Origin of the sequence: Halomonas sp. FeN2, assembly GCF_020595105.1 — a bacterium.
In the GTDB taxonomy this organism is placed as follows: domain Bacteria; phylum Pseudomonadota; class Gammaproteobacteria; order Pseudomonadales; family Halomonadaceae; genus Vreelandella; species Vreelandella neptunia.
Genome location: NZ_CP074200.1, coordinates 4,614,319 through 4,639,312 on the forward strand (window position 1 = coordinate 4,614,319; position 24,994 = coordinate 4,639,312).

Annotated in this window: 35 protein-coding genes; 16 read left to right on the plus strand and 19 right to left on the minus strand. The window is 54.2% G+C overall.

Annotated elements, in window-relative coordinates:
* Positions 1-38: 38 nt before the first annotated feature.
* Both KF947_RS21200 and KF947_RS21205 read right to left on the minus strand, forming a co-directional pair.
* Positions 39-332 carry a co-chaperone GroES gene (locus tag KF947_RS21200; RefSeq protein ID WP_022523671.1) on the minus strand — a complete coding sequence of 98 codons (294 nt, stop codon included), beginning with the start codon at positions 330-332 and terminating at the stop codon, positions 39-41.
* Positions 333-566: 234 nt separating this feature from the next.
* On the minus strand, positions 567-1,052 hold the full coding sequence (locus tag KF947_RS21205; protein ID WP_133730649.1) for an FxsA family protein: 486 nt from the start codon (positions 1,050-1,052) through the stop codon (positions 567-569).
* Between the two features lie 181 nt (positions 1,053-1,233).
* Between KF947_RS21205 and KF947_RS21210 the strand changes: the two genes are divergently transcribed.
* On the plus strand, positions 1,234-1,995 hold the full coding sequence (locus KF947_RS21210; RefSeq protein WP_227405015.1) for an SDR family oxidoreductase: 762 nt from the start codon (positions 1,234-1,236) through the stop codon (positions 1,993-1,995).
* A gap of 110 nt (positions 1,996-2,105) precedes the next feature.
* Here KF947_RS21210 and KF947_RS21215 read toward each other — a convergent pair whose 3' ends face one another.
* From KF947_RS21215 to KF947_RS21290, 16 genes are all read right to left on the minus strand, one after another.
* The gene (locus KF947_RS21215) at positions 2,106-3,092 is read right to left on the minus strand and encodes a hypothetical protein (protein WP_227405016.1); all 987 of its coding nucleotides are present in this window, start codon (positions 3,090-3,092) and stop codon (positions 2,106-2,108) included.
* A 51-nt stretch (positions 3,093-3,143) separates the two neighbouring features.
* Positions 3,144-3,788, minus strand: coding sequence for a hypothetical protein (locus KF947_RS21220; RefSeq protein ID WP_227405017.1), 645 nt, complete (start codon positions 3,786-3,788; stop codon positions 3,144-3,146).
* Positions 3,789-4,180: 392 nt separating this feature from the next.
* Positions 4,181-5,338, minus strand: a complete 1,158-nt coding sequence (locus KF947_RS21225) for a site-specific integrase (RefSeq protein ID WP_227405018.1) — start codon at positions 5,336-5,338, stop codon at positions 4,181-4,183.
* 245 nt (positions 5,339-5,583) lie between these two features.
* The gene (locus tag KF947_RS21230) at positions 5,584-7,206 is read right to left on the minus strand and encodes a DNA cytosine methyltransferase (RefSeq protein ID WP_227405019.1); all 1,623 of its coding nucleotides are present in this window, start codon (positions 7,204-7,206) and stop codon (positions 5,584-5,586) included.
* Positions 7,203-7,463: a hypothetical protein gene (locus KF947_RS21235; protein ID WP_227405020.1), complete on the minus strand. Its 261-nt coding sequence runs from the start codon at positions 7,461-7,463 to the stop codon at positions 7,203-7,205. The genes KF947_RS21230 and KF947_RS21235 overlap by 4 nt, the downstream gene beginning before the upstream one ends.
* A complete protein-coding gene (locus KF947_RS21240) occupies positions 7,460-7,951 on the minus strand; it encodes a hypothetical protein (RefSeq protein ID WP_227405021.1) in 492 nt (163 codons plus the stop codon). The genes KF947_RS21235 and KF947_RS21240 overlap by 4 nt, the downstream gene beginning before the upstream one ends.
* On the minus strand, positions 7,948-8,190 hold the full coding sequence (locus tag KF947_RS21245) for a hypothetical protein (RefSeq protein ID WP_227405022.1): 243 nt from the start codon (positions 8,188-8,190) through the stop codon (positions 7,948-7,950). Before KF947_RS21245 ends, KF947_RS21240 begins: the two co-directional genes overlap by 4 nt.
* Positions 8,187-8,831, minus strand: coding sequence for a hypothetical protein (locus KF947_RS21250; RefSeq protein WP_227405023.1), 645 nt, complete (start codon positions 8,829-8,831; stop codon positions 8,187-8,189). Before KF947_RS21250 ends, KF947_RS21245 begins: the two co-directional genes overlap by 4 nt.
* Positions 8,832-8,901: 70 nt before the next feature.
* Positions 8,902-9,705, minus strand: a complete 804-nt coding sequence (locus KF947_RS21255) for a DUF2303 family protein (protein WP_227405024.1) — start codon at positions 9,703-9,705, stop codon at positions 8,902-8,904.
* 58 nt (positions 9,706-9,763) lie between these two features.
* Positions 9,764-10,123: a hypothetical protein gene (locus KF947_RS21260; protein WP_227405025.1), complete on the minus strand. Its 360-nt coding sequence runs from the start codon at positions 10,121-10,123 to the stop codon at positions 9,764-9,766.
* A 38-nt stretch (positions 10,124-10,161) separates the two neighbouring features.
* Positions 10,162-10,560, minus strand: a complete 399-nt coding sequence (locus KF947_RS21265; RefSeq protein ID WP_227405026.1) for a pyocin activator PrtN family protein — start codon at positions 10,558-10,560, stop codon at positions 10,162-10,164.
* A complete protein-coding gene (locus KF947_RS21270; RefSeq protein ID WP_227405027.1) occupies positions 10,553-10,873 on the minus strand; it encodes a phage antirepressor KilAC domain-containing protein in 321 nt (106 codons plus the stop codon). Before KF947_RS21270 ends, KF947_RS21265 begins: the two co-directional genes overlap by 8 nt.
* Positions 10,870-11,199, minus strand: coding sequence for a hypothetical protein (locus tag KF947_RS21275; protein ID WP_227405028.1), 330 nt, complete (start codon positions 11,197-11,199; stop codon positions 10,870-10,872). Before KF947_RS21275 ends, KF947_RS21270 begins: the two co-directional genes overlap by 4 nt.
* On the minus strand, positions 11,196-11,387 hold the full coding sequence (locus KF947_RS21280) for a hypothetical protein (RefSeq protein WP_227405029.1): 192 nt from the start codon (positions 11,385-11,387) through the stop codon (positions 11,196-11,198). The genes KF947_RS21275 and KF947_RS21280 overlap by 4 nt, the downstream gene beginning before the upstream one ends.
* Before the next feature lie 78 nt (positions 11,388-11,465).
* A complete protein-coding gene (locus KF947_RS21285; RefSeq protein WP_227405030.1) occupies positions 11,466-12,473 on the minus strand; it encodes a DUF4062 domain-containing protein in 1,008 nt (335 codons plus the stop codon).
* A 9-nt stretch (positions 12,474-12,482) separates the two neighbouring features.
* Positions 12,483-13,115: a LexA family protein gene (locus tag KF947_RS21290; RefSeq protein ID WP_227405031.1), complete on the minus strand. Its 633-nt coding sequence runs from the start codon at positions 13,113-13,115 to the stop codon at positions 12,483-12,485.
* A gap of 89 nt (positions 13,116-13,204) precedes the next feature.
* Between KF947_RS21290 and KF947_RS21295 the strand changes: the two genes are divergently transcribed.
* The 3 genes from KF947_RS21295 to KF947_RS21305 all read left to right on the plus strand — a co-directional run bounded on the left by KF947_RS21295 (position 13,205) and on the right by KF947_RS21305 (position 14,363).
* A complete protein-coding gene (locus KF947_RS21295) occupies positions 13,205-13,456 on the plus strand; it encodes a hypothetical protein (protein WP_227405032.1) in 252 nt (83 codons plus the stop codon).
* Positions 13,457-13,657: 201 nt separating this feature from the next.
* On the plus strand, positions 13,658-14,167 hold the full coding sequence (locus KF947_RS21300; protein WP_227405033.1) for a phage regulatory CII family protein: 510 nt from the start codon (positions 13,658-13,660) through the stop codon (positions 14,165-14,167).
* Positions 14,160-14,363, plus strand: a complete 204-nt coding sequence (locus tag KF947_RS21305) for a TraR/DksA family transcriptional regulator (protein ID WP_227405034.1) — start codon at positions 14,160-14,162, stop codon at positions 14,361-14,363. The genes KF947_RS21300 and KF947_RS21305 overlap by 8 nt, the downstream gene beginning before the upstream one ends.
* 239 nt (positions 14,364-14,602) lie before the next feature.
* Here KF947_RS21305 and KF947_RS21310 read toward each other — a convergent pair whose 3' ends face one another.
* Positions 14,603-15,097 carry a hypothetical protein gene (locus KF947_RS21310; RefSeq protein WP_227405035.1) on the minus strand — a complete coding sequence of 165 codons (495 nt, stop codon included), beginning with the start codon at positions 15,095-15,097 and terminating at the stop codon, positions 14,603-14,605.
* A gap of 247 nt (positions 15,098-15,344) precedes the next feature.
* On the opposite strand from KF947_RS21310, the gene KF947_RS21315 reads away from it, so the two are divergent.
* The 12 genes from KF947_RS21315 to KF947_RS21370 all read left to right on the plus strand — a co-directional run bounded on the left by KF947_RS21315 (position 15,345) and on the right by KF947_RS21370 (position 24,933).
* Entirely contained in the window at positions 15,345-16,379 is a 1,035-nt protein-coding gene (locus KF947_RS21315; RefSeq protein WP_227405036.1) for a PriCT-2 domain-containing protein, read from the plus strand.
* Complete coding sequence (locus KF947_RS21320) at positions 16,379-17,845, plus strand: primase-helicase family protein (protein WP_227405037.1); 1,467 nt, start codon at positions 16,379-16,381, stop codon at positions 17,843-17,845. The genes KF947_RS21315 and KF947_RS21320 overlap by 1 nt, the downstream gene beginning before the upstream one ends.
* A gap of 238 nt (positions 17,846-18,083) precedes the next feature.
* A complete protein-coding gene (locus KF947_RS21325) occupies positions 18,084-18,461 on the plus strand; it encodes a hypothetical protein (RefSeq protein ID WP_227405038.1) in 378 nt (125 codons plus the stop codon).
* A 253-nt stretch (positions 18,462-18,714) separates the two neighbouring features.
* Positions 18,715-19,293: an N-acetylmuramoyl-L-alanine amidase gene (locus KF947_RS21330; protein WP_227405039.1), complete on the plus strand. Its 579-nt coding sequence runs from the start codon at positions 18,715-18,717 to the stop codon at positions 19,291-19,293.
* 30 nt (positions 19,294-19,323) lie between these two features.
* The gene (locus tag KF947_RS21335; RefSeq protein WP_227405040.1) at positions 19,324-19,647 is read left to right on the plus strand and encodes a phage holin, lambda family; all 324 of its coding nucleotides are present in this window, start codon (positions 19,324-19,326) and stop codon (positions 19,645-19,647) included.
* On the plus strand, positions 19,644-20,075 hold the full coding sequence (locus KF947_RS21340; RefSeq protein ID WP_227405041.1) for a hypothetical protein: 432 nt from the start codon (positions 19,644-19,646) through the stop codon (positions 20,073-20,075). Before KF947_RS21335 ends, KF947_RS21340 begins: the two co-directional genes overlap by 4 nt.
* Positions 20,035-20,214: a hypothetical protein gene (locus tag KF947_RS21345; protein WP_227405042.1), complete on the plus strand. Its 180-nt coding sequence runs from the start codon at positions 20,035-20,037 to the stop codon at positions 20,212-20,214. Before KF947_RS21340 ends, KF947_RS21345 begins: the two co-directional genes overlap by 41 nt.
* Positions 20,211-20,531, plus strand: coding sequence for an HNH endonuclease (locus KF947_RS21350; RefSeq protein WP_227405043.1), 321 nt, complete (start codon positions 20,211-20,213; stop codon positions 20,529-20,531). Before KF947_RS21345 ends, KF947_RS21350 begins: the two co-directional genes overlap by 4 nt.
* Before the next feature lie 216 nt (positions 20,532-20,747).
* A complete protein-coding gene (locus tag KF947_RS21355) occupies positions 20,748-21,263 on the plus strand; it encodes a phage terminase small subunit P27 family (protein ID WP_227405044.1) in 516 nt (171 codons plus the stop codon).
* Positions 21,226-22,947 (plus strand): terminase large subunit, encoded by a 1,722-nt coding sequence (locus tag KF947_RS21360; RefSeq protein WP_227405045.1) that lies wholly within the window; start codon positions 21,226-21,228, stop codon positions 22,945-22,947. Before KF947_RS21355 ends, KF947_RS21360 begins: the two co-directional genes overlap by 38 nt.
* Positions 22,948-22,958: 11 nt before the next feature.
* A complete protein-coding gene (locus tag KF947_RS21365; RefSeq protein ID WP_227405046.1) occupies positions 22,959-24,236 on the plus strand; it encodes a phage portal protein in 1,278 nt (425 codons plus the stop codon).
* Positions 24,223-24,933: a head maturation protease, ClpP-related gene (locus tag KF947_RS21370; RefSeq protein WP_227405047.1), complete on the plus strand. Its 711-nt coding sequence runs from the start codon at positions 24,223-24,225 to the stop codon at positions 24,931-24,933. Before KF947_RS21365 ends, KF947_RS21370 begins: the two co-directional genes overlap by 14 nt.
* Positions 24,934-24,994: the final 61 nt, after the last annotated feature.

The window sequence follows — 24,994 nt, forward strand, 5'->3', positions numbered from 1 at the left end:
TCGAGGCGCCCACTAAAAATTGTGAGCAACAACGATTGTTAGCCTTCAACAACGGCAAGAATATCGGCTTCGCTCATGATCAAGACTTCTTCGCCGTCGATTTTTTGCTTCTCAACGCCGTAGCCATCTTTAAAGATCACGTTATCGCCAACCTTGACGTCTAACGGGCGGACATCACCATTTTCCAGAATGCGACCATTACCGACGGCGAGGATTTCACCACGTGTCGGCTTTTCTTGTGCATTGCCCGGAAGCACGATGCCGCCAGCAGTTTTTTGCTCTTCTTCAACGCGACGGACGATGACACGATCGTGCAAAGGACGGATATTCATTCACGTTCTCCTGAGTATGGTTGAAGCCCTGGTGAGGGCGGTTAGCTTAAAAGTGTTCTCGAGGGAGTAACCCGCGAGAAGTGAAGACCTCACGGTCTTCCTTGTTAATGGCAGCTACCGTCTAGATCGCTGCCGAATTTGTGTGCTGGATGAAAAATGGGGGCTGCGGGTAGCCTTTCAAGGGGGGGAGGAATAAAAAATTGCTTTTCCGCTAAAATTCTTCCGAAGGAAACCTCAACGACGGCGCGGGGGCTCATCTCGACTAATAAAATCACCCTCAATAGGGCCATCCTGTTGTGAAGACTGCCTGTTTTGATATTCATTCGGCCGAGCTGATGAGGCGCTGGGGCCTTGCTGTTGTCCGGCAACCTTTTTAAGCCCCAGCCAGGTCAGTGCCTTGAACATCAGCTGCCGAGCGCTGGGGATCAAGCATGCCAAGCCTAGTGCATCAGACAAAAAGCCTGGGGCCATTAATAAGGCACCGCCGAAGATAAGTGCAGCGCCAGTTAATAGCTCGCTGGAGGGGATTTCACCGGCCTGCATGCGCTGGCGCGCCCGCGCAAAAGTGGATACACCCTCTTTGCGAATCAAGTGTAGCCCGGCAAAACCTGTGCCGAGCACTAAAAGTAGGGTAGTGAGTAGGCCGATCTGGCTACCAATCGAGAACAGAACCACAAAATCCAGTAGAGTGAAGAGCGATATAAAAATAAGAATAGGCATAATTAACTCCAGAAAAAGCGACTCGATGACAATCGTAATTGCGTAATATGGTGACATAAATATAAATAGCAAGCAGCTAACATGGCGTATTCCAGCGGTGATGTAGCTCGATTTATGTCAATAAATCTTCTATGCTGCAATGCACAATGAAGCTGGGTTAATCTGTTGTGAGGAGTCACGAATGGTACTGACCGATAAAGTAATTGCAGTCACGGGTGGGGCGCGAGGGTTGGGTTATGCCATGGCGCTGCGTTTAGGCCAGCAAGGCGCACGCATGGCGCTCTTGGATATGAGCGTTGAAGCGCTTGATCAGGCCGTATCACGGCTTTCCGCTGAAGGTGTCGATGCCCAGGCGTTTGTGGTGAATGTCGCCGAAGAAGCCTCCGTGACTCAGGCGTTTGCCGATATCGCGCAACACATGGGCCCGATCAGTGCTTGTGTTAATAATGCGGGTATTACCCAGGATGCGCTGCTGGTAAAGGCCAAAGAGGGGCAGGTGGAAAAGCGCATGTCTTTAGAGGCTTGGCAAAACGTTATCAATGTCAATTTAACCGGTGTTTTCTTATGTGGTCGCGAAGCCGCCACCCAGATGATCGAAGCCGGCCATGAAGGCGTGATCGTCAATATCTCCAGCATTTCCCGGGCGGGCAATATGGGGCAAAGCAACTACGCTGCCGCAAAAGCGGGCGTACATGCACTGACAGTCACTTGGAGTCAGGAGTTGGCGCGCTATGGCATTCGTACCGGCACCGTAGCGCCTGGGTTTGTGGCTACCGAAATGACCGCTGCAATGCGCCCCGATATGTTGGAACGTATCTCGTCAAGCGTGCCGTTAAAGCGTTTGGGAGAGCCTGATAATATTGCCCAAAGCGTCGCCTTTATTATGGAGAACGACTACTTCACGGGGCGCATCATTGAGTGTGACGGCGGTTTGCGGCTGTAGTTATTTGCCGTGGTAATACAAAGGTGTATTGCACAAAGGTGTATTGCATAGGCGGGCGGCTCAAAAGGCCGCCCGCGGTGCGTTTCTAGTTGGGCTCGTGTACTTAAAGCTTAAAAGTAGTCGCGGTTAATTTTGCGCTGAAAATACATCTCAAGGCGCAGGGTCATCGCCCAGCGTGGGTCGTAGCTGACATCGCGCTGGAAATGTAGCTCCGGAATCACATCGGCGAATAAAATACCTTTATGAAGATCGCGGCGGTAGCGCGTCTGAAGATAGTAATTGGTCATGCGAGGATTGGACGCGCTTTCGCCGATGGCGATAGCCGAGTAGCGCAGTGCACTGCGGCGGTTGATGCGGTGATTGATTTCGGCAATTTCACTGTACTCGAGTTTATCTTCTTCCTCGCGCCACTGCACGGTAGTGATAAAGCGTAAGTGGCGGCGTTCACTCAACGGTCGGCCGATATCCCAACGTGTGCGCGCTGAGTAGCCTTCATTGTTGAACCATGAAACGCGGTTATTCGACTCCAACTGCCATGGCCCTTCACCCAGTTGCCACAGCCGCTCGCTGGTAAAGCGCACGTAGGGGTCAAGAGGGAGACGCAGGCGAACACCTGCACCGATTCGATTACTCCAGTTTTCGCGTTTATCGCGGCTTTCTAGCCAATCCAGGCCGAGCGTAGAGCTGCGACGGTCACGCTGGTCGTTGGCAAGGCGTCCAGAGCCTTGCTCTTCTAGGGTGCCTTGCGACTCTTCCGGGTCACTCTCGATGACCAGTCGCAGGCGATCTTCTGAGGTAGGTAGGTCAATACGGTAGCGAAGGGTCGTATCGCCGCGAGTGCCGTCGCCCTCCATCCAATCAATCTCTTGACCGAAACGTAGATAGGATTCGTTGTTGACCTGCATATGGTCGTCAGTGCCAAAGAACCCATCAATGCGGCGCGACGTGTTATCTACCCAGTTGCCTACGCTTTCGCGAAACGGCTCAATGCGCTCTTCCGCCCACTCGGGTAAATCACTATCTTCCTCTTCGGCATAGACGTCGGTCGACACTATCGTAATTATGCCAAGCCAGCAGAGAGTCAAAAGTTTATGCATCGTCGTTAGTCTCGGTAATGGGGCGCGTCGCGGCTTTGCAATAGCGTTGATTCAGCGTGCTTTATGGGTCTCGATCTCTTTTGCCCACTCCAGCACACGCTTACGTTGGCCACGGCTGTTGAGTCGATCTGTATCGACGCTTGCCGGGATAAGCTGGTGATTGGGTGAAGCGTTTAGATCGAGGTTAAAGGTTCGCGAGGCGCCTGTCGGCATATCCTCGGATCCATATATGGCAATGACGCGAATTTCAAGCTGGATATTCTTCTCATGCAGTAGATTATCATCGATTTCCCAATAATCTTTAACCTGATTCACAATGTCGCCAAACGATTGAATGTTTAGGTAATCCCCGGAAGCTAGCGGGCCTTGGTGGGTGCGATAGCTGGTTGCTTGTTGCTCACCCGTATGTTGCTCACCCCTGTGTTGCTGGTATTCCACCACGTCCAGAGAGTAACTGCCTTTTTGGGTATACAGTACCGCTACAAGGTGCTGAACATAAATAGCTTCGCTGCTCATATTGCTGATTAAACAGATGGAGTCCACGCCGATGCCCTTGCCGCGATTAATAATGACGCGGGGGCGACGCTGCCGGACATAGCCGTTATAGAGCAGCTGGGCATAAAATACCCACACGAAGAGTGTGCAAATGCTCGCTACAGCCGAGATTGCTTGGGCGTTATCGTTGAGCCATTCCATTTTGTGAGATCCTTCTCATCTTTATTAGCAATCATCCCCGAATATGGCATTGAGTGATAGCTATCGAGGGAATTTTTTAGTGCTCTTGAACATAGAGACTAGCGGAAAAGCAGAGGCGAGTCAGCCAAATCGGCTGTTGCTAGGAGTAAATCCCAGATATGCAAAAAATGGCATTTAGCCATTCATTATTTTCAAACGATGAAGAAGGGATTTACATATGACGATGTTCAAAAAGCCATCCATACGTCGCTTATATAGAATAATATGGAAACTGTTTGATACAGGAGAGGAAATGCTAACTGCTTGAAGACTAACAAGTAATTGGTGCGGATGGGGAGACTCGAACATCCTAGAAACCGCACCAAATCAATAGCTTAACCCTTAATCCTGACTCAAAGCTGACCACTCCCAAACATCTCGACTGCTCTTAAACCTAGTTCAGGTGATGTGTTCGGTATCCACTGCGCATAGGTTCTAGCGGTGAATACTACATCACGATGGCCCATTTGTTTGCTAACCCATGCTAAGGGTTCCCCCGCTGAAAGCATCATAGAGCCAAAAGTATGGCGCGTTTGATAGAGCGTGCGGTACCGAACGCCTGAACGGATCACAACCGGGCGCCATAGTTTTTCTCTTATATCGTTGTCGCCGCTAAGAGACTTCTGGCTGCGTGGCCACAGAAAGATTCTGCCGCTGGGGTGAAGCCTGGTGTATTGCATTTGCGCCTTTAATGCTTGGGCTGCGGGGGGCAGTAGGGCGACGGTGCGCCTGCCTGCCGTGGTTTTGGTGTCTTCCGCTTCGCCCCTCGCTGCCGCCGTTATGGATTTGTTAACCGTTATTTCCATTCGGTGCCAGTCAATGTCTCCCCATTCCAGGGCGATATATTCACTTGGCCGTAGACCCGTCCAGAACGCGAACTGAAATAGTGGGCGTATGTTGTCACGGGCAGCCGCAAGGATCGCCGCCTGTTCTTCACGCGTGAAAGGATCCGGGCCTTTCCGTGGGCCTGGAGTTTCTTTCAAACGATAGTGCCAGCCCTGCAGTGGGTTGGCATCGAGCAGCTCATCATGCATGGCATCACTGAGCGCAGAACGTAGCACCATGAGTATGTTGGAGAGACGCTTATTCCCGCAGCTTAGCGATGCCAGCCAGTTGCGCACTTGCGGCCGCGTAACTTCGCCCAATAGCAAATGCCCCATTTCTGGAATCAGTAGGCGCTCGATGATGGTTTCGTAGGTCTTTATCGTTGATGCCTTTAGGCTAGGCCTCTTCGAATTGAGCCATTGCCGCAGGTAGTTATCCAGCCGATCCTGACGCATGAACTTGCGTGCATTCTTGCTGCGAGGGAAGGTAATTTGATAATCAAACGTGCCGGCATCGATTGATGAAATAACAGCGGCGCGATGTTGCGCCGCTTTTTTCAGGTTAGCGGGGCTGGGCTGGAGCTTGAGTCGTTCGCGGCAGCGCGTGCCCTGGTAGTAGAAGTCGATTTCGATGCTACTGCTGGACGCAGCGCGGACGCCTTCTTGGTTGCTCCCTTGGTTACCCACTGCGCATATCCCTCCAATGACATTAAAATCCGCCCATCAGGCGCTTTAAAGAACTGTTCGTTTTGCCGCCAATCCCCGCGCTTGATCTTCGATCTGATCGCAAACTCGCTGTAGCCGGTCAGCTCGCTGAATCGCTCAATCGTGACGTGATCAATCGGTAGCATGGTCGCCTCCTGGAAGTGTGCAGGTTGCGGGGGTGGTTTGGCTTGGCATCGTTGCAGGCTTAATGCCAACTCTAAGTGTCTTCATGCCACGCCCTCCATGTGATTGAGCTCTACTACCTGGTGATCGTTAGCCGCGGCGAGTGCTGCCATGGGCAGCGGGCTGACGCTGTTGCCGCACATGCGGGTTTGCGCGGTGATTGTGAACGGTTTGCCATCGTGCCCGCGATCGATGATGTAGGTATCTGGAAAGCCCTGGGCGCGGTAAAGCTCGCGGGGTTTGAGCATGCGCAGGCAGATATCCACGATGACGTAGGGCGTGCCTTTGATGTAGACGGTCACTAACGCCAAGCGGTCTTTCGTCGTTACCGTGGTCATCGGCTCATTGAGGTCTGCCCATTGGCCGCCGGTGCTGTGGTAGCGCATTAGGAAGGCGGCTACCTGCAGGGCACTTTCTTCTACCTGTTGAGACAGCGTGCAGTGCACCAGGCCGTGGGCGGTGACAATCTGTTGCTGGGTGCCGCGGCCGGTGATGGTGCTTAGCGGGTCATCGGCGGCGCGGCCTGCGCCTTCGTAGAAGCCGCCGTTCATTTGCGCCATGTAGGCGGTGGCCACCGCCATTCCACTGCTGGCCGTGATGGTATTCATCGGTTCTTCAATATCGCGGCTGCCGATGCCCCAGCGCTGGACGCCACCTGGCTTGCCCTGGCCATGGGCTAGCTGAACCAATGTTGGGCTGCAAAGTAGCAAGCGGCCGCCAGTTGTGATGGTGGGTACCGGTTCCGCTACGATTTTGGCGGTATTGTTGGTGTTGTTCGGCACGATGAACGGCTGAGGCGCGCCGATCACAAACTTATCAATGCCCTTGGCGATGCGCTTGAGCGTGTTCTCTGCTAGTGGGCGGGGGCGGTTGAAAATGCTCTTACCGAGATCCGACCAGTCAATGCAGGATGCCGCCGATGCATAGCGCTTTTGGCCCTTGGCGGGTTTGCGGGCGTGAGTAGGTGCAGGCCATACGATGGGTTGGCCATCCCGGCGGGCGATCAGATATAAACGCTTGCGTGTTGTGGGGGCGCCAAAGTCACATGCGGGGAGCGTGCGCCACTCTACTTCGTACCCTAGCGCACGTAGGCCGCCGATGAAGTGCCGCCAGTTTTGGCTGCGGCGTTTCTTGTCCGGTACCAAGAACTGTTCATTGATCGGCGTGTGCTCGCCTGGAGCGGCTACGGTACCGTCGATTTTATTAACACGGCCAGTTTCTTTGCAGCGCTTGGCGACGAGTGGGCCCCACTGCAAAATCTGCTCGACGTTTTCCAGCGAGATGACGCGGGGGCGCACCAGGCCTGCCCATTTGTGGACTACCCAGCTAAGCGAGCGGATAGCGCGTTTGCGTGGCTGCCCGCCCCGGGCTTGGCTGTGATGGGTGCAGTCGGGGCTGGCGTGTAGCCAGCCCACCGGGCGGCCACGGGTGGCGGCGATCGGATCTACTTCGTAGACATCGCTTTGGTAGTGTTCGCAGCCGGGGTGGTTGGCGGTGTGCATGCTGATGGCGTCGGGATCGTGGTTGATCGCGACGTGCACGGGGCGCTTTAGACCCATCTCTAAGCCGGTGCTGGCACCGCCGCCGCCGGCGAATAGATCGACGTTTATTTCACCTTCGTAGTCGAGGGCGTATTGGGTGCGCCAGTGGGGAGGCTGTCGTTTCATTGGGCTTCCCCCTCATCCTGGTGTTCTTCATCCAGCTCAAGGGGCTCAACTTCTAGATCACCCATATCCGTGAAGTCAGGATCGTCGGCGGAGTAGACGCAGTTCAGACAGTTGCTGTGCCGGATTACAGCGTTCAAAGCGTCGGCTAGGTCTTCTTTGCTATACCACTCATCGTTAATGACGTTGTTGACGAGGTAGCGTAGCTCTTGGATATCGCCGCTAAGCTGGCTGCGGAAGCCGTTCATTGAGAATTTCACTGGATCACCTCCAGCTTCACCGAGTTTCTAAGGTGGCGGGCCTTAGCGATGCACATGGCCTTGAAGATGTCCTTAGTCATCGTCCACTCAATCATGTGCTTCTGTTCCCATGAGCCTTCGCCTTCGCAGAATTCACACTCTTCATCACTGCCATTTTCATGACAGCTTGTGCAGGCGTGATCTACCTCAATTGAGAACTCACCAATGCATTCCACTTTCATTGAGCTCTCTACTTCGGCTTTCTCAAATGCATCAGCAAGGAAAAGTGTCAGGCTTGCTGCTGGCATCTCTTTTATAGCCGCCTGAGTCAGTGGCCCTGGGCCCTCAGCGGTAGCAGCCGCAATGATGCGCTGCAGGTTGGCGTCCAGTTCGTTGCAGCGGGTGAGAGTGTTGAGCAGCATTTCATGATTGCGCTGGGCATCTTGAAAGGCCGCTTTCGCGGCCTGCTCGCTGTCTTGAAAACTGATACGCCAGGCTTCGTAGTTCATCCCCGGCCCCCTTGCCCGTAGGCTTTCAGGGCTTCGGTGAGCGCTTCGTGTTCGCCGAACTGGCGGATGTTGCCGTGAAGATCGCCGGCGGACATCCAGAGCCAATCGTGGTCGCCTTCGCCATAGATAATTTCAATGCGGGCCGCTTCGGCGCCTCGCATTTGGCGCACTTTGTTAAACTCGACCAGTTTGAATTGTGGGTATTGTGGGCCTGCATGGGGCTGCTGTTGTGTGCTCATGCGGCGTCCTCCCCAGCTTTAGCATAGGCAGTGGCGCGGTCTAGGCGTTCGATTTCGGCGAGGATCAGGGCACCTGCTTTTATCAGGTCGCGGCGTGGAGTGGTGGGTTTCCACCAGGTGCGATCAAACGGCCAATCGGTTGTAAGCATGTTGCTGGTATCTGATGCACCACGTTCAATGGCGTTGCCTGCAATCGAGGCGTAAGCGCCCGCTGCTCTGGCCAGTTCGCCTTTTGACCAGTGATCATCCTGCTCAAGAGTAAAGCCTTCCATTTGCATTTGTCGGGTGCGCTCTTCATAAATCGCTTGCCCTGCTCGTGCTTGCGGATTAACAAGCTCTGAGTAGTCGGGATCAGAGCCTAATAGTCTTTGCGCAAAGAACGTCTTGGCGCGAACGGAGACGAAGACGATATCGCCATCTTCGGTTTCAAACCGGGCGATCTCTGTGAAGCCTCCGGGTGGGGTATGTTCGAGCGCTTCGATGTAGGCTTCGTAATTCTCAGTGAACCGGGCAAAATCTTCCGGTTCGTCATCTTCGTTCGGTAGCTCAGTGCTGCGGACATTCACGTCAAAGCCGAACGGCTCCAGAATGTCACTAGCGGGGCGTTCCTCAAACAACGGGTGTGCGAGTAGTTGATGCATTGGTTTGCTCCTAGTGGTGGAACCCCGCCGCTAGTGGTGGGTAGCGGCGGGGGTGGTCGTGCGGGTGTGGTTATTGCTTGCTAAATGAGCCCAACAAGAGCGTGGCGTTTTCTTCAAGCTCATCAGTCAGCACTTGCTTAAACTCTTTCGCCATTTCTTCCTGGGCGGTTTCCAAGCCAATGATGCGCAGCTTTAGCTTGGGTTTGATGTCATCGGTCAGGATCGAAACGCGCATTTCAAACGTGCGGAAGGCTAGGCCCTCATAAGGCACGCAGTGGAAGCGGATGATATCTGGCGTGGCATCGCCTGCGCTGGCATCCAGTGCGTCCATACCTGAGCGCTTGGTGTTCCAGTCGCCATCTTCATGACTGCGCTCGGAGGTCGCTTTGATCTCGATTTTGCGCACGGCGTTGGCGAGCTGTTTGGCGGTGAGGTCTTCGCCGTTGCTGTCGATCCCTGTGATGCAGTGGTGCCAGTCCTCGATCCAGTGGGCCAATTCCTTTTGCGCAAAGCTTGAGCCGTTAGCTTGTAGGCAGGCTTCATAGGCACCGGTTTTCTCTAGGCGTAGGCTGGCGGTGTGCTCGCCATGGCCTGGTGTTGCTGGGTTGCCTAGGTCAAAGAACGCCTTGGCGCGCATGGCGTCGATATCCACGAACACGCGGGATTCATCTTCGGCGTTAACGTAGTGGCCATAGTCTTCGATCGAGCTAGTAGCGAAAGCGCCGCGGAAGCGGAAGGGCGTTTCTTGATATTGCTCTAACGACGCCAGCGTATAGCCATCCGGTACCAGCAGCGTGGGCACGTCGGTGCCTGGTGCGCCGATCATGGCGGCGTGGACTAGCTGCTGGATTTTGTCGATTGCTTGGTGATCCATGGGGATTCCTTATTGCATTGGTTTGCGTTGGTGGGTTTTGGGTGTGCCAGTACGCTGGTTAGGCGCGCTGGGTGGTGCCTTGGCCTTCCGGCTGGAAGTCGAACTTGCCCTGGTTCTCGGGGAACAGCGTGAGCTTGCCGCCTTTGCCGACATACAGCGGCGTTTTGGTGGTGTTCTCTTCAGAGCGCTTGCCCTTGGCGGTGGGTACCACATAGCTGAGCTTGTGGGCGCAATCGACCTGGGAGCTGTCCGCGATCTGTTTCAGGCTGAACTTGATGGTGACGTCAGCGGCTTTGCCGTGCTGAACACAGCCTGCGGCGGCATCACTCAAAGCGCGGGCTAGCTTTTCGCGGAAGATGCCCGCGTCTAGGTCGTCCAGCAGGGCGTTGATGTCGGTGCTTGTGGATTGAGTCGACATGATTGGTTTCCTCTATTATTGCGTGGTGGTGTTGGCCGTTAGGCCTGGTTTTTCGGCGTGGCCTCTGCCACATCGCGAAACTGGGTAATGGGTACCGCGTCGATCATGCTTTGGCGCAGCTGCGCATCAACGCTAGTGGTGGTGAAGATCACTCGCCGCTGCCGTGCGGATGCAATGGCGCGCTGTTCGATCAGTGCGGCTAGCTGGTAAATGCAGATGTAGGGCGTCGCCTTTTCCGAGTCGTCTAGCGTGACCACCGGCAGCGGTACGCGGTAGCTGCGCAGTGCCCGCCTGAACGTCTCGTAGTTGAGGTTGCGGAAGTAGGCCACGCGCACATCGTCCAGCGGGATTAGGACGCGCTCGAACTGTTGATATAGCAGCCCCACGGTGCTGGTGTCGGGTAGGGCTTCTCCCCACTCGGGCATCGGCTCACTCATCGTTGGCCGCCTCGCGCTGGATCTTGATGTTGAGGCGATTGGCGATGTAGAGCAGGCCACGCTCTGTTACCAAGGTTTTGCCGTAAGGCTTTTCAGTACCCAAGCCGCTGTGCTCAAAGGTTTTAAGTTCAACGCATAGGCGCCCGCTGCTGGTGTGAGGGCGGGTGCCTATGTTGTTGGCGTCCAGCATGCCTAGCTCGCGTAGCTTCTTGCACAGGGTGATATGGCCGGTACCGAGTAGCGCGGCGGCTTCTTTGAGCGTGTAGCGCTTGCCGAGTACGCGGACAGCCTGTGGGTGTTGGGGGGCGTTCATGCGGCGTCTCCTGTTGTTGGGGTTAGGAAACCTTCCAGTACGCGTGCCGTTGCCTGCAGCTCTTGAAGCGCGTGAGCCCCCATCCAAGAGCAGCGCCCCGGTAGGTATACGTTGATGACTGTGGGCGCTTTGAAGTTACCCTTTTCTATCTCGCTGAATAGCAGTACGTGTACCGTGAACTCGTGGGCAATGCCTGAGTAGTACGCATGAACGGCATAGGTGCCTTGCTGGCTGATCGTGATCGCCAGCTCTTGGATGTAGGCCATGGCGTCGCGGTGCGCTTGGGTGAGCACGCTGGTAGCGGGGAGGTGGGCGATAGTGCTCATGCTGCACCGCCCTGACGGCGATAGCGGGCCGCTTCTTCAGGGGTGAGCAGATAGATCGTGCGGGATTTGTTACCAGCCAGGCGGGCGGCAACGCGCCCTGTGACGTATTGCATGGCCTGAATGGCGATGTGGCTGTTACCTGCTGCCGGGTGCATGTACACCCGGCATGGTTGGGTATTGGTTTGCATAGCTTTCTCCTACACGTGGTGGGCGTGTAGGAGCTAGACTAGTACCATAAAGGTGTTATGTAAATACCTTTTGGGTATTTAGAAAGGTATTTCGTCATCAAAATCTGATGTAATTGTTTTGGCAGAAACATCTCTTAGGCGTCTAGGTGTCTGTACATGTACCTGCACCCAGCTGTCATCCCATTCTTCAGGAGTGATAATATTTAGTTTCATTTGGCTATCAAATAAATCATTGCTAATTTTTACTGTCATCAGTTTATTTGATCCAAAATCGCACCATTCGAGCGAATCTGTTTCTTCCCCTATTCCCGGAATATTTATGTCTACAAATCCCCTGTCAGACAATAATTCGTTAAGCTCAGCAAGGTTTGTGAAATATACTCTAAATGGAATCAATAATTTCTGTTTTATAGACAAGAATGCTGGGTGGTTTGAAAGAAGTATTTCTTTAATTGTTGAGTCAGTTTCTTTTCGTTCATTAGTTAGGAATGTTACTAGTTGCTCTAGAGTTTTAGCTGCTGATTTAATATCTTCAATTGCTTGTAGTTCTTTTTTCTTTGCTTCCTCGCTAAGAAGTCTTTGAAACAGGCCTGACCATTGTTCTCTCAAGTAAAAAATTATGTCACTTGAGGTTTCGAAGCCAGCGATATTGTTGTTTATTGGTAAACTGCTAATTTCCTCTATGAACTTGTATATCTTCGGGTTGTCAACTGCAGCATACTGTATGTTCTCATTTTTTTTGTTTTTTTCGTACGTCCTGAATTCTGCATGAACTGTTTTGTCAATGAATATATATACTTGCTTTCCTAAATCAATTGCTTGTTTTAGTTCTTGGTTAGATATTGATGCATCATGAAGACGCGATCCAGTTCCATACCTGCTTCCAACTATTGAAATCAATATATCGCAATTATTGATTTCTTTATAACAGTACTGTTCAAGCTCTGATTGGTTGCCGTATGGTATGTTCCCCCGTTCATTAAGTACTGGATCATAGCCTATTTCCTTAATGAACCGTTCTAGGTCTGAGCGTACGTTTTTTAAATCAAAATAGGTGGAGCTAATAAATACTCTTGGACGAGCCATTGTTATTCCTTATAGGTCTTCTACACGCCAGCGGGCCTTACCTAAAATAGTCCATTCCCCATCCATACGGGTGTAACGAGGCTCAAAGCTAGGGTTAGTCGCACAGAGGTACATTTCTTCATCTTCACAACGAAGCTGCTTAAAAGTGCCGTGATTATCTGAAATACGCATAGCGTAAACGAAATCACCATTTTTCCACTCAAGGTCAGGATCGATAACGATCTTGTCACCTTCCTGGAAGCGTGGCTCCATGCTGATCCCTTCAATTCTCAATGCAAATGCGTGCGGGCCAGTAGGGCCTGGCGCAACGACATATTCACTTACGCTGGCATCCTGAATGTTTTCCATGAGCCTCCCGGCCGATGCTAGACCAAGCACAGGTAGCTGGCGTGAGGTGGTTGTAGTGATTACTGAAGCATTGTTATCTGTGAATGGCTGATCTAGATATCCATGAGGCAGATGTAAGCAATTTTCTATATGACGTGCTAAAGCGTCACCAATACCCTTATGGGCAGAGGCTCCAGCAATCGCGCTTACTTGACCTTGGCTTCTGTCGATTCTATCGGCAAAAGCCTTCAATGTTAGGTCACGCTCTTTAATCAGGCTTTGGACGCGCATGCGGCGCGTAGTTTTGATGTCCATACCTCCAAGTTTCCTTGACATTACCTTAAAGGTAAACGAGCATTGAGGTATTGATAGTCCAATACCATATGGGTAGTATCGAGGTCGTTATGACGCTATATGATTATCTTCGTGAGCTGGATCAGGCGAGTATCGAAGGTGAAAGACCGATCGAAGCATATGCTAAACGAGTAGGTACATCTGCCGGCTACCTTAGGGTGCATGTGCTGAAAGCTCGCAAGGCCGCTTCTTTGCGTTACATGCGCAAGTTAGCTGATGCAAGTGATGGGAAAGTTTCATTGCTGGAGGTGCTAATGCACTACGGCGTCACTGAAGAAGAATTGATAAGTAAGGCCGCCTAGCGATTCGCTAGAGGTGCTGGATAAGCTGCTCGAAAGCAACTTACCCAGCGGATGCCAATGAGGGTCTGCCCACCACAGACCGATCCCTCACTGGACTTGTTGCAACGCAAGAGAGCAAACCAATAAAGCCCCTTGCGCTACAGTTCCCATCATACACCACTGGGGAGCTGTTGCGCATGGCATAGGAACGGGAGTAATGCCATGTCTAAACGTTGGCCCACCTCAAAGGATCGCGCTGAGCGCGAAATCCTGCCCCTTAATTTATCCCTCTATCATGCGGCGCGTGATTACCCCGGTGGCGGCAAGGCGATTGCCGCAATTTATGGGGTGCCTGCCACCACGCTGCAGCACAGCCTTAATCCCAATGCTGAGTCGCACAAGCTGTCGCTTGATGATCTGGAATACGTGCTGGAAGCGACCAGAGACCCGCGCATTCTTGATTCATTGCTTTCGTTGGTACCTGGTGCCCATTGGTTCGAGTACCAAGAAGCGACGAACGACAGCAGCGAACAGCAGTTAATGGAGGCAGTGGCGGATATGTCGAGCCGTGTCTCTGACCTGTTGAGCCGCATTAGCGAGCATCGTAAAGACGGTGTGTATACCGCTAGCGAAGTCTCGGAGCTTAAGAAGCTGAAAGGTCAGTTGATTAGTGCCCTGCAGGGGCTGCTGGTGAGCGCTCAGCGGTTTGATGGGGATGCTAACGATGGATAAGGCCGATATCGCGAACGATTACATTGAGTGGCGGTTAGAGCAGGCAATGAAGGCTCGCCAGCAGTGCGCGCCTTCTTCGCTTTCTAGCCGTGCGGTTTGCAAGCAGTGTGATGAGCCGATCCCAGCGGCGCGGCGTGAGGCGCTGCCGGGGGTGCAGTTTTGTGTTGAGTGTCAGACAGCGATGGAGGGGCGGTGATGTTAATCACAAAAACTCATAATTATGGGCGCCCGAATGAGTGCTTGAACATGCCTGCGTGCACTTTAAAGCAATCATTTATGACTCTCTCATCAGATTCATTTTCTGGGGCCAGGTCTTTTGCCACCGGGCATCTGGCGTTTTGCTTTTTTAGCAGTAGCCCGTCTTTTAACGGCCTTTGCTGTAACGATTATCTGTCTATATCTTTTTTTAGAAGATTTCTTTTTCATGTGGCTGCCTTAGCTACAAAATCGCAGAAATTTGTTCCAGCGCGTGAGTTGCTTGATAAGCTTTTTATCTTTAAGGCCCAGCTGACGAGCGGTATCGATCTCAGCAACAAGCCTCAAGCCTTCTACCACACCAATATCCTCTCCATGGAGCTTGATGAGTTGTCTATCGAACTCATCATGCGTGATGTGATATGTCTCGCTCCACAAGTCGGTATACATTTTTCGGCTGACTGCTGCGTGTACCTTAGCTTCTGCCGGTTTATAAACAATTTGCAATATGCTGGTCATGGTCAGCAGTCCACCAGCGATGCTAGCAAGCAAGGCACTGCTGTCACTATTTATAAGAGAACTAGCTGCACTGGTCAGGCCAATCAGAGTTATCAAAGTCAATGCCAAATCAGCATTTCGTGCCAGATTACGGTATCGGCTGAGAAGGCAAATGGCGAATCTAAGTTCCCATTCCATGTCGTCTCGCGTACGTGGAATGCTTTGCTCTGTATCCATTTTGCCTCCTCAGGCGATTTATTATTGACCTTTGGGTTGCGGGCGCTTGGAAGTTGGTACCTGCGCTTTACCCCGGCCAGTATCGGGCGGTGGTGTATAAACCGGCCGTTGTGGTGGATCACGACGTTCAGTTGTCATGGGCACTCCTTGGTTTGTGTAGTGGGCTTGGTGTTCGCAACTCAAAGCTTACTTCATGACCATTATGAGTGCCCACCCTTTAATGGTTGCGTTGCTGGGGAGGTGCCCCATGCAGCATGATCTTTTAACGATGGATGAACTGCGCCTGGCGTTAACGCATATCCCCGCCGATGACCGTGATACCTGGGTGAACATCGGCAATGCCGTCAAAACCGAATACGGTGATGACGGTTTTTTTGCGTGGGATGAATGGAGCCAAGGCGGCGATAGCTATAACGCGAAGGATGCTCAGAGTGTTTGGAAAAGCCTGCAAGCGGGTCACGTGCGCTTGGGTACCATCATCAAGCTAGCGGGTCAGCATGGCTGGAAGCGTGAGCGTAAGGAGATGAGCGCTGACGATCGGAAGCGAATGAAGGCTGAGCAAGAGGAAAGGCGCAAGGCTCGCCAAGCTGAGATCGAGGCCGATGAAAAGCGCCGTGAGGCGATGCGTGAAACGGTGGCCATGGCGTGCCGCCACTTCATCAAGAAGCATTGCCAACGTGAGGGCAAATCCGCTTACCTGGATGCCAAGCAGGTGGAGGCGTTCGGCGTGTGGTTCCCGCGTTGCTCGGTGGTGATTAGTATCGATGACCAGGCTCAAAGGGCGGACGTTTGGCCGGGTATGGAAGTGAAGCGGTTTTTTGATGATTTACCCCAGCCAAGGCCGGATCACATTTCCTTTATGCGAATTCAGCAAGGCGATGTGGTGGTACCACTGCGCGACGTAAACGGTAAGGTGGTTTCGATTCAGGTGATTAAGCCTAACGGTACCAAGCTTTTTCCTAAATATGGTCGCAAGTCGGGTACCTGGCATCGGATCGGCGCCGGTAGTGAATCGCAGATAGTGGCGGTAGCTGAGGGTTACGCGACAGCGGCTAGCATTCACATGGCCACCGGTTGGCCGGTGGCCGTGGCGATGGATGCTGGCAACCTACAGCGTGTGGTACCGCTGCTAGGCCAGCTGTATCAGGGGGCGACGCTGGTGGTGTGTGGCGATGATGACCCGCAAGTGAAGGATAACCCCGGCCGTAAGAAAGCCGAGGAGATCGCGCAAGCCATGCATGCCGTGGCGGTGTTTCCCCAGCTGAGTCAGGAGGCCGCGTAATGGCAGATTGGAATGACTTGCATGTTGCTGAGGGCTTGGATGCTGTTAGGCAACAGTTGTTTGCTGCGGTTGAGGCGGCGAACGATAGTCGTCAACCTCTCCCCATCGCCCCCTCTCTGGAGTGCGGTACCAGTGAAAAAGATCAAGGGCAGGAAATCGCGCCCACTCACCCACAGGAGGGGCAGGAGGAGAACCCTTACGGCGTTCGCATTCGCAAAGATGACATGCTCAATCACTTCCGGCTGATCTATGGCACGGATTTGGTCTGGGATGGTATGCGCGGCAAGCTGATACGCGTACCTCATGTTCGTGAGGCAGTTGGCCGGGAGACGTTCAAAGAGTGGCAGGATCACCCGTGGCGGATGATTGCCGAGGAGGTGGTGTTCGATCCTACCGAGGAGGTCGACCCGCGTTTGAGCGTGAACCTTTATGACGGTTTCAAGATGGAGCCTGACCCGAGAAGTGATGAAGGTTGCAAGCTAATCAGGGCGCATATCTACCGCCTATGTGGCAAACGTGATGCTGAGTTCTGGTGGTTGCTGAAGTGGATGGCATTGCCGTTGCAGCAGCCGGGTACCAAGATGGCCAGCGCCGTGTTGGTTCACGGTGCGGAAGGTACGGGTAAGTCGTTGCTGTTTGAGGGCATCTTGAAGCGGATCTATGGTGAGTACGGCGTGACGATCGGGCAGGCCCAGCTGGAAAGCCAGTTCACCGGGTGGCAGTCGCGGCGGTTGTTCGCGCTGGCTGAGGAGGTCGTGAGCAGGGCTGAGAAGGCGCATTACAAGGGCGTTCTCAAGCATGTAGTGACCGGTGATGAACTCCAGATCAATGAAAAGAACATGCCGCTGCGCAGTGAGCGCAACCATGTAAACTTCGTTTTTCTCTCTAACTCGACGGTACCGTTGGAGCTCGACCTGGGCGATCGACGCTACTTCGTGCTGCATGTGGAAGATGTGCCACCGCCTGAATACTTTGAGGCCTTGTCTGAGGAGATCGCCAACGGTGGTGTCGAGTCTTTCTATCACTACCTGCTGAACCTGCCGTTGGCTGACTTCAAGGCGCACACCAAGCCGCCGCTATCCGATGCTAAGCAACGGTTAATAGATTCCAGCCTTTCGCCGGCCCGGTTCTTCATCCATGAGTGGCGGAATGGTGATCTAGATTTGCCGTATGGGGTGGTGGCGGTGCCCGACCTTTGGAAGGCCTTCTTACGATGGTGCGAGAACACGAATGAGTTTAAGACCAAGCAGCGGTGGTTCTGTGATGAAGTGGCTAGGGACATGCTGAGGGATCGGCGCGATATACGTTATCCGGCTAGCTCTGGCCCATTCAAAACGACCAGGTTGTTTGTGCCCCCTGAATATGTGGACAAGGTTGGCAAGCCGGGCTGGCCTGACCTGGCTAGCGAGCAGGCGCGGGCGTTCCGTTTCAAGGTGGAAGTGAAGCATGAGGATACTGGGTTATGAGTCAGACAGTCAGACAGACTATCAGACAGACTTTCAGACGCAGGAATCCCGCCGCTATGCGGTTTCCGACAGTCCGACAGACTTTTACCGGATAGCCCATGCGCGCGCGTACGCACATGACAACCTTTATATATTACTGTCTGAATGTCTGAAGAATGAAGTAAGTAGTTAATAAGCAAGATAAAAACTATCAGACAGATATTCAGACAGGTAATCAGACAGTCAGACAGGGGGCATGATGATCAAGGAAATAGACGAATTGCTGCAGCATTGGGCGGATCAACTGAAAGGGCGGGGAATGCGTCAATGCTCACCTCTGGGACGCCTTGCCGAGTTTGGCGGTGTGATGCCTAGCGGTGGCCCTAAGGGCTCGCGTGATCTGCTTGGCTTGGGTGATATGGATGATGCGGCTTGGGAAATGCAGAAGGCCGTGAATAGTTTGAGCGCTGAGTATCAGGTGCTGGCCCATGAGCATTACCTCTGGAATGGGTATAACGATGCGAAAGGCGAGCGCCTTGGGCTTGCTGAAAGCACCTACTACGATCGCCTGCATCGCATGCACTACGAGCTTAAGCAAGCTCTAAGGGAGAGTCACAAGCGATATAAACGGGCCTGACACCCACTTATGTCTGTATGACGCCAGGATGAACCCGTTACATTGAAGGTTTGGCATTACCGACCCCTTGATGCCACCGGAGTGGAGGCCCATTATTCAGCTACCGTCTGATAGATGCGTCTCCACCTAGAAGCCCCAGCCTAACCGCTGGGGCTTTTTTTTGGGCGCTTGACAACCAGTGCTCCCGTCCGTGGTGGGCGGTGCCTCGCATAGCTTCGGTTATGCGGGGCATTTTAATTTTGGAGGTAGGCCAATGGGCATGCGGTGGATTGATCACGTTAACGCGGTGCCCCAACGGCCACCTCAGCGCACAACGGTAATGCTCTCTGCTGGGCATAGCGACACGGTGCCGGGGATCGTTGCTAACGGCTACAAGGAAGCGGACATCGTTCAACTGTTCCGCGATGACGTTAGCGATCGGCTGAAGCACCTAGGCATTCAGCATGCCCTGGACGGCGAGCCGGGTGAGAACCTGCCGTTACGTGAGGCAGTGCAGATCGCTAAGGGTTTCGAGATCGCGATTGAATTCCATACCAACGGTGGTGGCCCTGGTGCTACTGGCGTTGAGACATTATCCCGCGCTCATAACAAGCCGCTGGGCGCTGAGCTTTGCCGTGTGACCGCTGACCTGTTGGGCATTGCTAATCGTGGTGCTAAGCCTGAGAACGCGGGGTACCACGAGCGACTCGCTTTTGTGAGCGGTGGCGGCGGCATCATCTTTGAGTTGTTCTTTCTCTCGAACGCTAACGATCTCTACCAGTTCAAGCGGCATTACAACGAACTGGTTGAGGCGGTGGCGGACGTGATCGCGGACGCGGCGCGGGCGGCGTGACCCTAAATTCATCAAACAATGAGTCATCCAATGCCGGGACGTGACCCTAACTTATGGCAGGCGTTGCTTGCGTATGTCGCCACCGCTTGGCCTCAGCTTTACGCGGCAGGTCTGGCTTTCTTAGTGGGCATGCTACGCAGCCTGCACGCGGGCAATCGCGTCAGCAAGAGCTGGCTGGAAGCCATGTTGTGTGGCTGCTTAACCTTGGCCGCTTTCCCAGTGCTGCACTACTTCGGCCTGCCGGTTGATCTTGCTGCCGCCCTTGGCGCGGTAGTGGCGTTCAAGGGGACTGAGTGGTTTGGCAATCGAGCGGATGAACTCTACGAGAAGATCCTCGGGCGGTGGCTGAAATGATTAAGCGGATTCTGGGCAACCTATCTGGCTGGGCTATTGCTGGCTTGTTAGGCATCACGATCTTTGCAGGCATGCAGGCGCGTGACTATGCCATGCAGTTATCGGTGACTGAAAGCCGATTAGCGCGTGCACACGATCAAGTAGAGATCCTGCAGGAACACCAGCGCTGGCAGCGTGAGCAGATGGAGACGTTGAGCGCTGTGCTCGCCACGCGTGACAAGCAGCTGCAGCGAGACAATGAACTGGTGGACATGATGCGCCACACGGCACGGCAACTGGAGAGAGACGATGCGACGACTAGCGATTGGGCTGGGCAGCCTGTGCCTGATGCTGTTAGCAGCTGGGTGCTCGACCTCCCCGAAGATGGTGACAGTACCGGTGCTCGTGATGCCGGAAGTGCCGCCGCACCTGCTGACGCCACTGAGTGAGCCACAGCGCCGTGTGTCGCACAACCGCGACCTACTTCAGTTGCTGGCCGACTATGAATCACTGCGCCGGCGGGCGAATGCTGACCGTGAATCAGTCTATCAGCTGTTGCTTAAGCCGGGTTCGGCAGGCGAGCAGTGAGTAACTACGACAAGCAGCGTGGCTCATCGACTCAACGTGGCTATGGCTACAAGTGGCAGAAGGCGCGTGAAGAGTACCTTCGTGAGAACCCGCTTTGTGTGTTCTGCCAACGCCGGGGAAGGGTTACGGCCGCTACGGTTGTCGATCATATCAAGCCCCATAAAGGCGACCTGAAGCTGTTCTGGCGACGGTCGAACTGGCAAGGGCTTTGTAAGCCGTGCCACGACATCGACAAGCAACGGCTTGAGAAGGGCGGCGCGCTGCCTGGCTGCGATGCTGATGGATTGCCCGCCGACCCGCATCATCACTGGGCTTAAAGCCGCATTTTTGCCTGTTTTGGCTGTAAATGAGAGTTTTTATCATTTTCTAGGTGGGGGGAGGTAAAAGTTCAGGGCTTTTCGCTTCTAGACCGATCAGCCCCCTTTTCTTGTGCAAGCGGGAAAAATGGGAGGGGGGTATATCGGTGTGGGGTTACCTGAAGCCTATCATTTCATCGGTTTAATGCCGACCAATTTCAATTTCTGGAGGTTCCCATGGCTGGCAATAAGAACTCCGGACGCCGCCCGCTGCCAGGGAACGTCCACATGTTACGCGGCAACCCGAGTAAGAAAGGCGCGCACGATCTGCAAGACGGTGGCAATGCGCTCCAGTTGAAAGTTGAAGCGCCGCCGTGCCCCGCGTTTTTGACTAAAGATGCCAAGGCAGAGTGGCGCCGCATCGTGAAAGACCTCGAAATCCTGGGGCTCATCACCAAGGTCGACCGCGCTGAACTGGCTGTTTACTGCCAGGCGTGGGGCGATTGGAAGGTAGCTCGGGAAAAAATCACCGAGATGGAAGACCGCGGCATGGTCGAAGTGACCCCCAGTGGCTACAAGCAGATGAGCGCCTGGATGCAGTTGGCCAACCGGGCTGAGGAACGCATGCGAAAAGCAGGCGATTCGTTCGGCTTGAACCCCAGCGCCCGGGCCAAACTCGGTACCGGACAAGTGAATCAAGGAGAGTTGTTCCCCAATGAGCAAAAAGAAACCGCCGCCAAATACGGTCTGTGAAGATCGTGCGACGGCATTTGCTCAAGCGGTAGTTGATGAGGAGCTGATTGCGGGGCCCCAAGTTCGCAATGCCTGCGCTCGGCACCTGCGCGATCTAGAAGAAGGCGAAGCCCGCGGGCTGTATTGGGATCTTGAGGCGGCCAACCACGCTATCGGATTCTTTGAAGATGTGCTGCGCCTCAACGGTGGGCGCTTCGAAGGCGAGCCGTTTCACCTTTTGCCCTGGCAGGCGTTCATCGTCGGTAGCCTTTACGGCTGGAAATCGGAAGATGGCTGGCGTCGTTTCCGCGTTGCTTACGTGGAAACGGCAAAGGGCTCTGGTAAGTCGCCACTTGCTGCAGGCGTTGGCCTCTATGGCTTAGTGGCTGATGGTGAAGAGCGCGCCGAAGTCTATGCAGCGGCGACGAAGAAAGACCAGGCGCAAATCCTGTTCCGCGACGCGGTGGCCATGGTCGATCAGTCTCCACTGCTCGCCACGCGTATCGTCAAGTCAGGCGCGGTGGGCAAGGAGTACAACCTAGCCTTCCACAAAACGAGCAGCTTCTTTCGCACGGTGGCAGCTGACGATGGGCAATCAGGCCCCCGGCCACACGTCGCGCTGCTGGATGAAATCCACGAACACAAAACCCCGCTAGTTGTTGAGATGATGCGGGCCGGTACCAAGAGCCGCGAGCAAGCGTTGATCTTCATGATCACCAACTCCGGTACCGACCGGCTTTCAGTTTGCTGGGACTACCACGACTACGCGCTCAAGGTCGCCAGTGGTGGCTTGGAAGACGATTCGTTCTTTGGCTTCGTCTGCTGCCTGGATGAAACAGACGACCCCTTTGATAACGAAGAGTGCTGGTACAAGGCCAACCCGTCACTGGCTTACGGCATCCCCGGCCTGAAGTATCTGCGCGAGCAGGTGACCCAGGCGCGGGGCATGCCCAGCAAAGAAGCCACTGTTAAGCGCCTCAACTTCTGCATGTGGGTGCAGGCAGACAACCCGGCGATCAGTCGCGATGCTTGGCTTGCCACTCAAGACAAAGAGTTTGATCACGATAGCCTGCTAGGCCGCCGCTGCTACGCGGGCCTAGACCTATCGAGTACCCAGGATTTAACCGCGCTAGTGCTGTTGTTTGAGCCGGTACCGGATGACCCGGTATGGCGGATGATCCCTTACTTCTGGCTGCCGGAAGAAGGCTTGGTGCGCAAAGCGGAAAAAGACCGCGTTCCTTACACGCTCTGGCAAGAGCGGGGCCACTTGCTCACGACACCAGGCAAGGCGATCAACAAGCGGCACGTGCTGCATCAGCTGTCAGAGATCGCGGCGATGTACGACCTGCAAGGCATTGGCTACGACCGCTGGCGAATCGAAGACCTCAACTCACTGATTGATGACGAAGGCGTCACGCTGCCGCCGCTGGTCAGCTGCGGCCAAGGCTTCCAAACCATGGCGCCGGCGGTGGATGAATTCGAGCGGCGGTTAATCAACGTCGAGATGCGGCACACCGGGCATCCGGTGCTGACCTGGTGCGCGGCTAACGCGGTGTATCAGGAAGACCCTGCGGGCAACCGCAAAGTTGATAAACGTAAATCCACCGGCCGCGTGGACGGCATCGTTGCTGCCGTGATGGCGACATCGCTAACGCTAGGCGAAATCGATGACGACGGTGGCGACCCTGACTTTATTTTGCTGTGACTGGAGATGCCGTGCGCAACTTACTAAACCGACTGACAGGCAATAACGCCGGGCCGGCGGTGCGCGAAGAGCCAACCGTCACGCCGGCATTCAACAACGCAACCGAGGGCCAATCTAACGTTAGCAGCTCCGACTACAACGGCATGATGGAGCTGTTTCAAGTTAACCCCAGCTTTGCAGGCCCAGCGGTTACGCCTGAAACCGCCATGCGAGTGACGGCGGTTTACGCCAGCGTCCGCATGTTAGCCGGTGCGGTGGGCACCATGCCGGTGCATATCTATGAGCGAACCGCTACCGGTAAGCGCCGTATTGATCACGACCTCTGGTGGATACTAAACCAAGAGGCAGGCCCTGGTTTTACATCAGCGTCAATGTGGGAATTCCTCATAGCCTCAATGCTATTGCGTGGCGATGGCCTGGGTTGGTTCAAGCGTAATCGATTAGGTGAAGTGGTAGAGATCGAGCCGTTAGCCCGCAACCAAACCATCATTGAGAAAAGAGATGGTCGGCTGCGCTACCACGCCCAACTCGATACCACGTCATCAGCAGGGCCTGGCTACAAAGGGCTGGATCAAGACGATGTGTTCCACCTACCTAACGTTGGCTTTAACGGCATTTGCAGCCCCTCTGTGATTGGCTTAGCCGCTAAGCAGGGCATAGGCCTTGCACTGGCGGCGGAAGAGTATAGCGCCCGGTTCTTTTCGAACGGAGCACGGCCTGACCACGTGATTACGATGGATAAGACGCCGACTCAAGAACAGATCGACCGTATCCGTGACAACTGGCTGAAGCGCCACACCGGTACAGCCAATGCGCATTTACCCGGCATGTTGGTAGGCGGCGCCCAGGTGCATCAAATCACCATGAGTACAGAGGATGCGCAATTGATGGAGGCACGGCAATTCCAGGTGACGGATATCGCCCGCGCTTTTGGCTTGCCGGGTTGGATGATTAACGCCAATGAGAAGTCCACCAGTTGGGGCAGTGGCCTGGAGCAGATGGGCTTGGGGTTCATCATCTACACCCTTCAGCCCCACTTAACGCGAGCTGTGCAGGAACTCAATCGAAAGCTGTTCCGTGATCGCCGCCACTTTGCCGAGTTTAACGTGGCTGCCTTGTTGCGTGGTGACGCTAAGACTCGCTCTGAGTACTACAAGGGCGCGCTAGGTGGAACACAAAACCCCGGCTTTATGACGCAAAACGAAGTACGGGCAAAAGAGAACCTGCCACCGATCGAGGGTGGCGACAAGCTCTACAATCCCGAGGGGAAAACCAATGCCGATGCCTAAGCTGTTACAGCTGTTTATAGATAACGTTAATCGCCCCCGTGACTTCAAAGTGGCTGTGGATGGCGATGAAGCCGAGATCTATCTCTACGACGCCATAGGCGATTGGTACGGCGTGAGCGCTGCCCAGTTCGTGCAAGAGCTACGCGGGCTTGATGTCAGCACTATTCACCTGCGGATGAACTGCCCAGGCGGGGATGTCTTTGAAGGTCGCGCCATGGCCACCGCGTTAACCCAGGTGAAAGCAAAAACCATTTGCCATATCGAGGGGCTTGCCGCTTCCGCCGCCACTTACGTCGCCGGTGCCTGCGATGAAGTAGAGATCACCCCTGGCGGCTTCTTCATGGTTCACGAAGCCTGGACGCTCACCATGGGCAATAAAGGTGATCACCAAAAGCAGATCGACTTACTGGCCAAAGTGGATGACAGCATTCTGGCCGATTACGAAAAACGCACCGGGGCAAGCCGTGAGCAGCTAATTGCCTGGATGGAAGCTGAAACCTGGTTCACTGCTGAGGAAGCCAAAGAGAACGGTTTCGTAGATTCCATCACTGAGACCGACCGCAAATCGAACCGTGCCGCCTGGAACCTAGCGGCCTATGCCAACGCACCGGCAGCGCTGACCAAGCCACCGACAGTTGAAGATCACTATAACCGTGAACAGGCGGAGCGTCGCCTGGCACTGTTAGAACGGCAATAGCGGGCTCCCGCTAGCCAATTCACCAAACCGCCTACGGGCGGTATTTTTTTCCTAGGAGAAA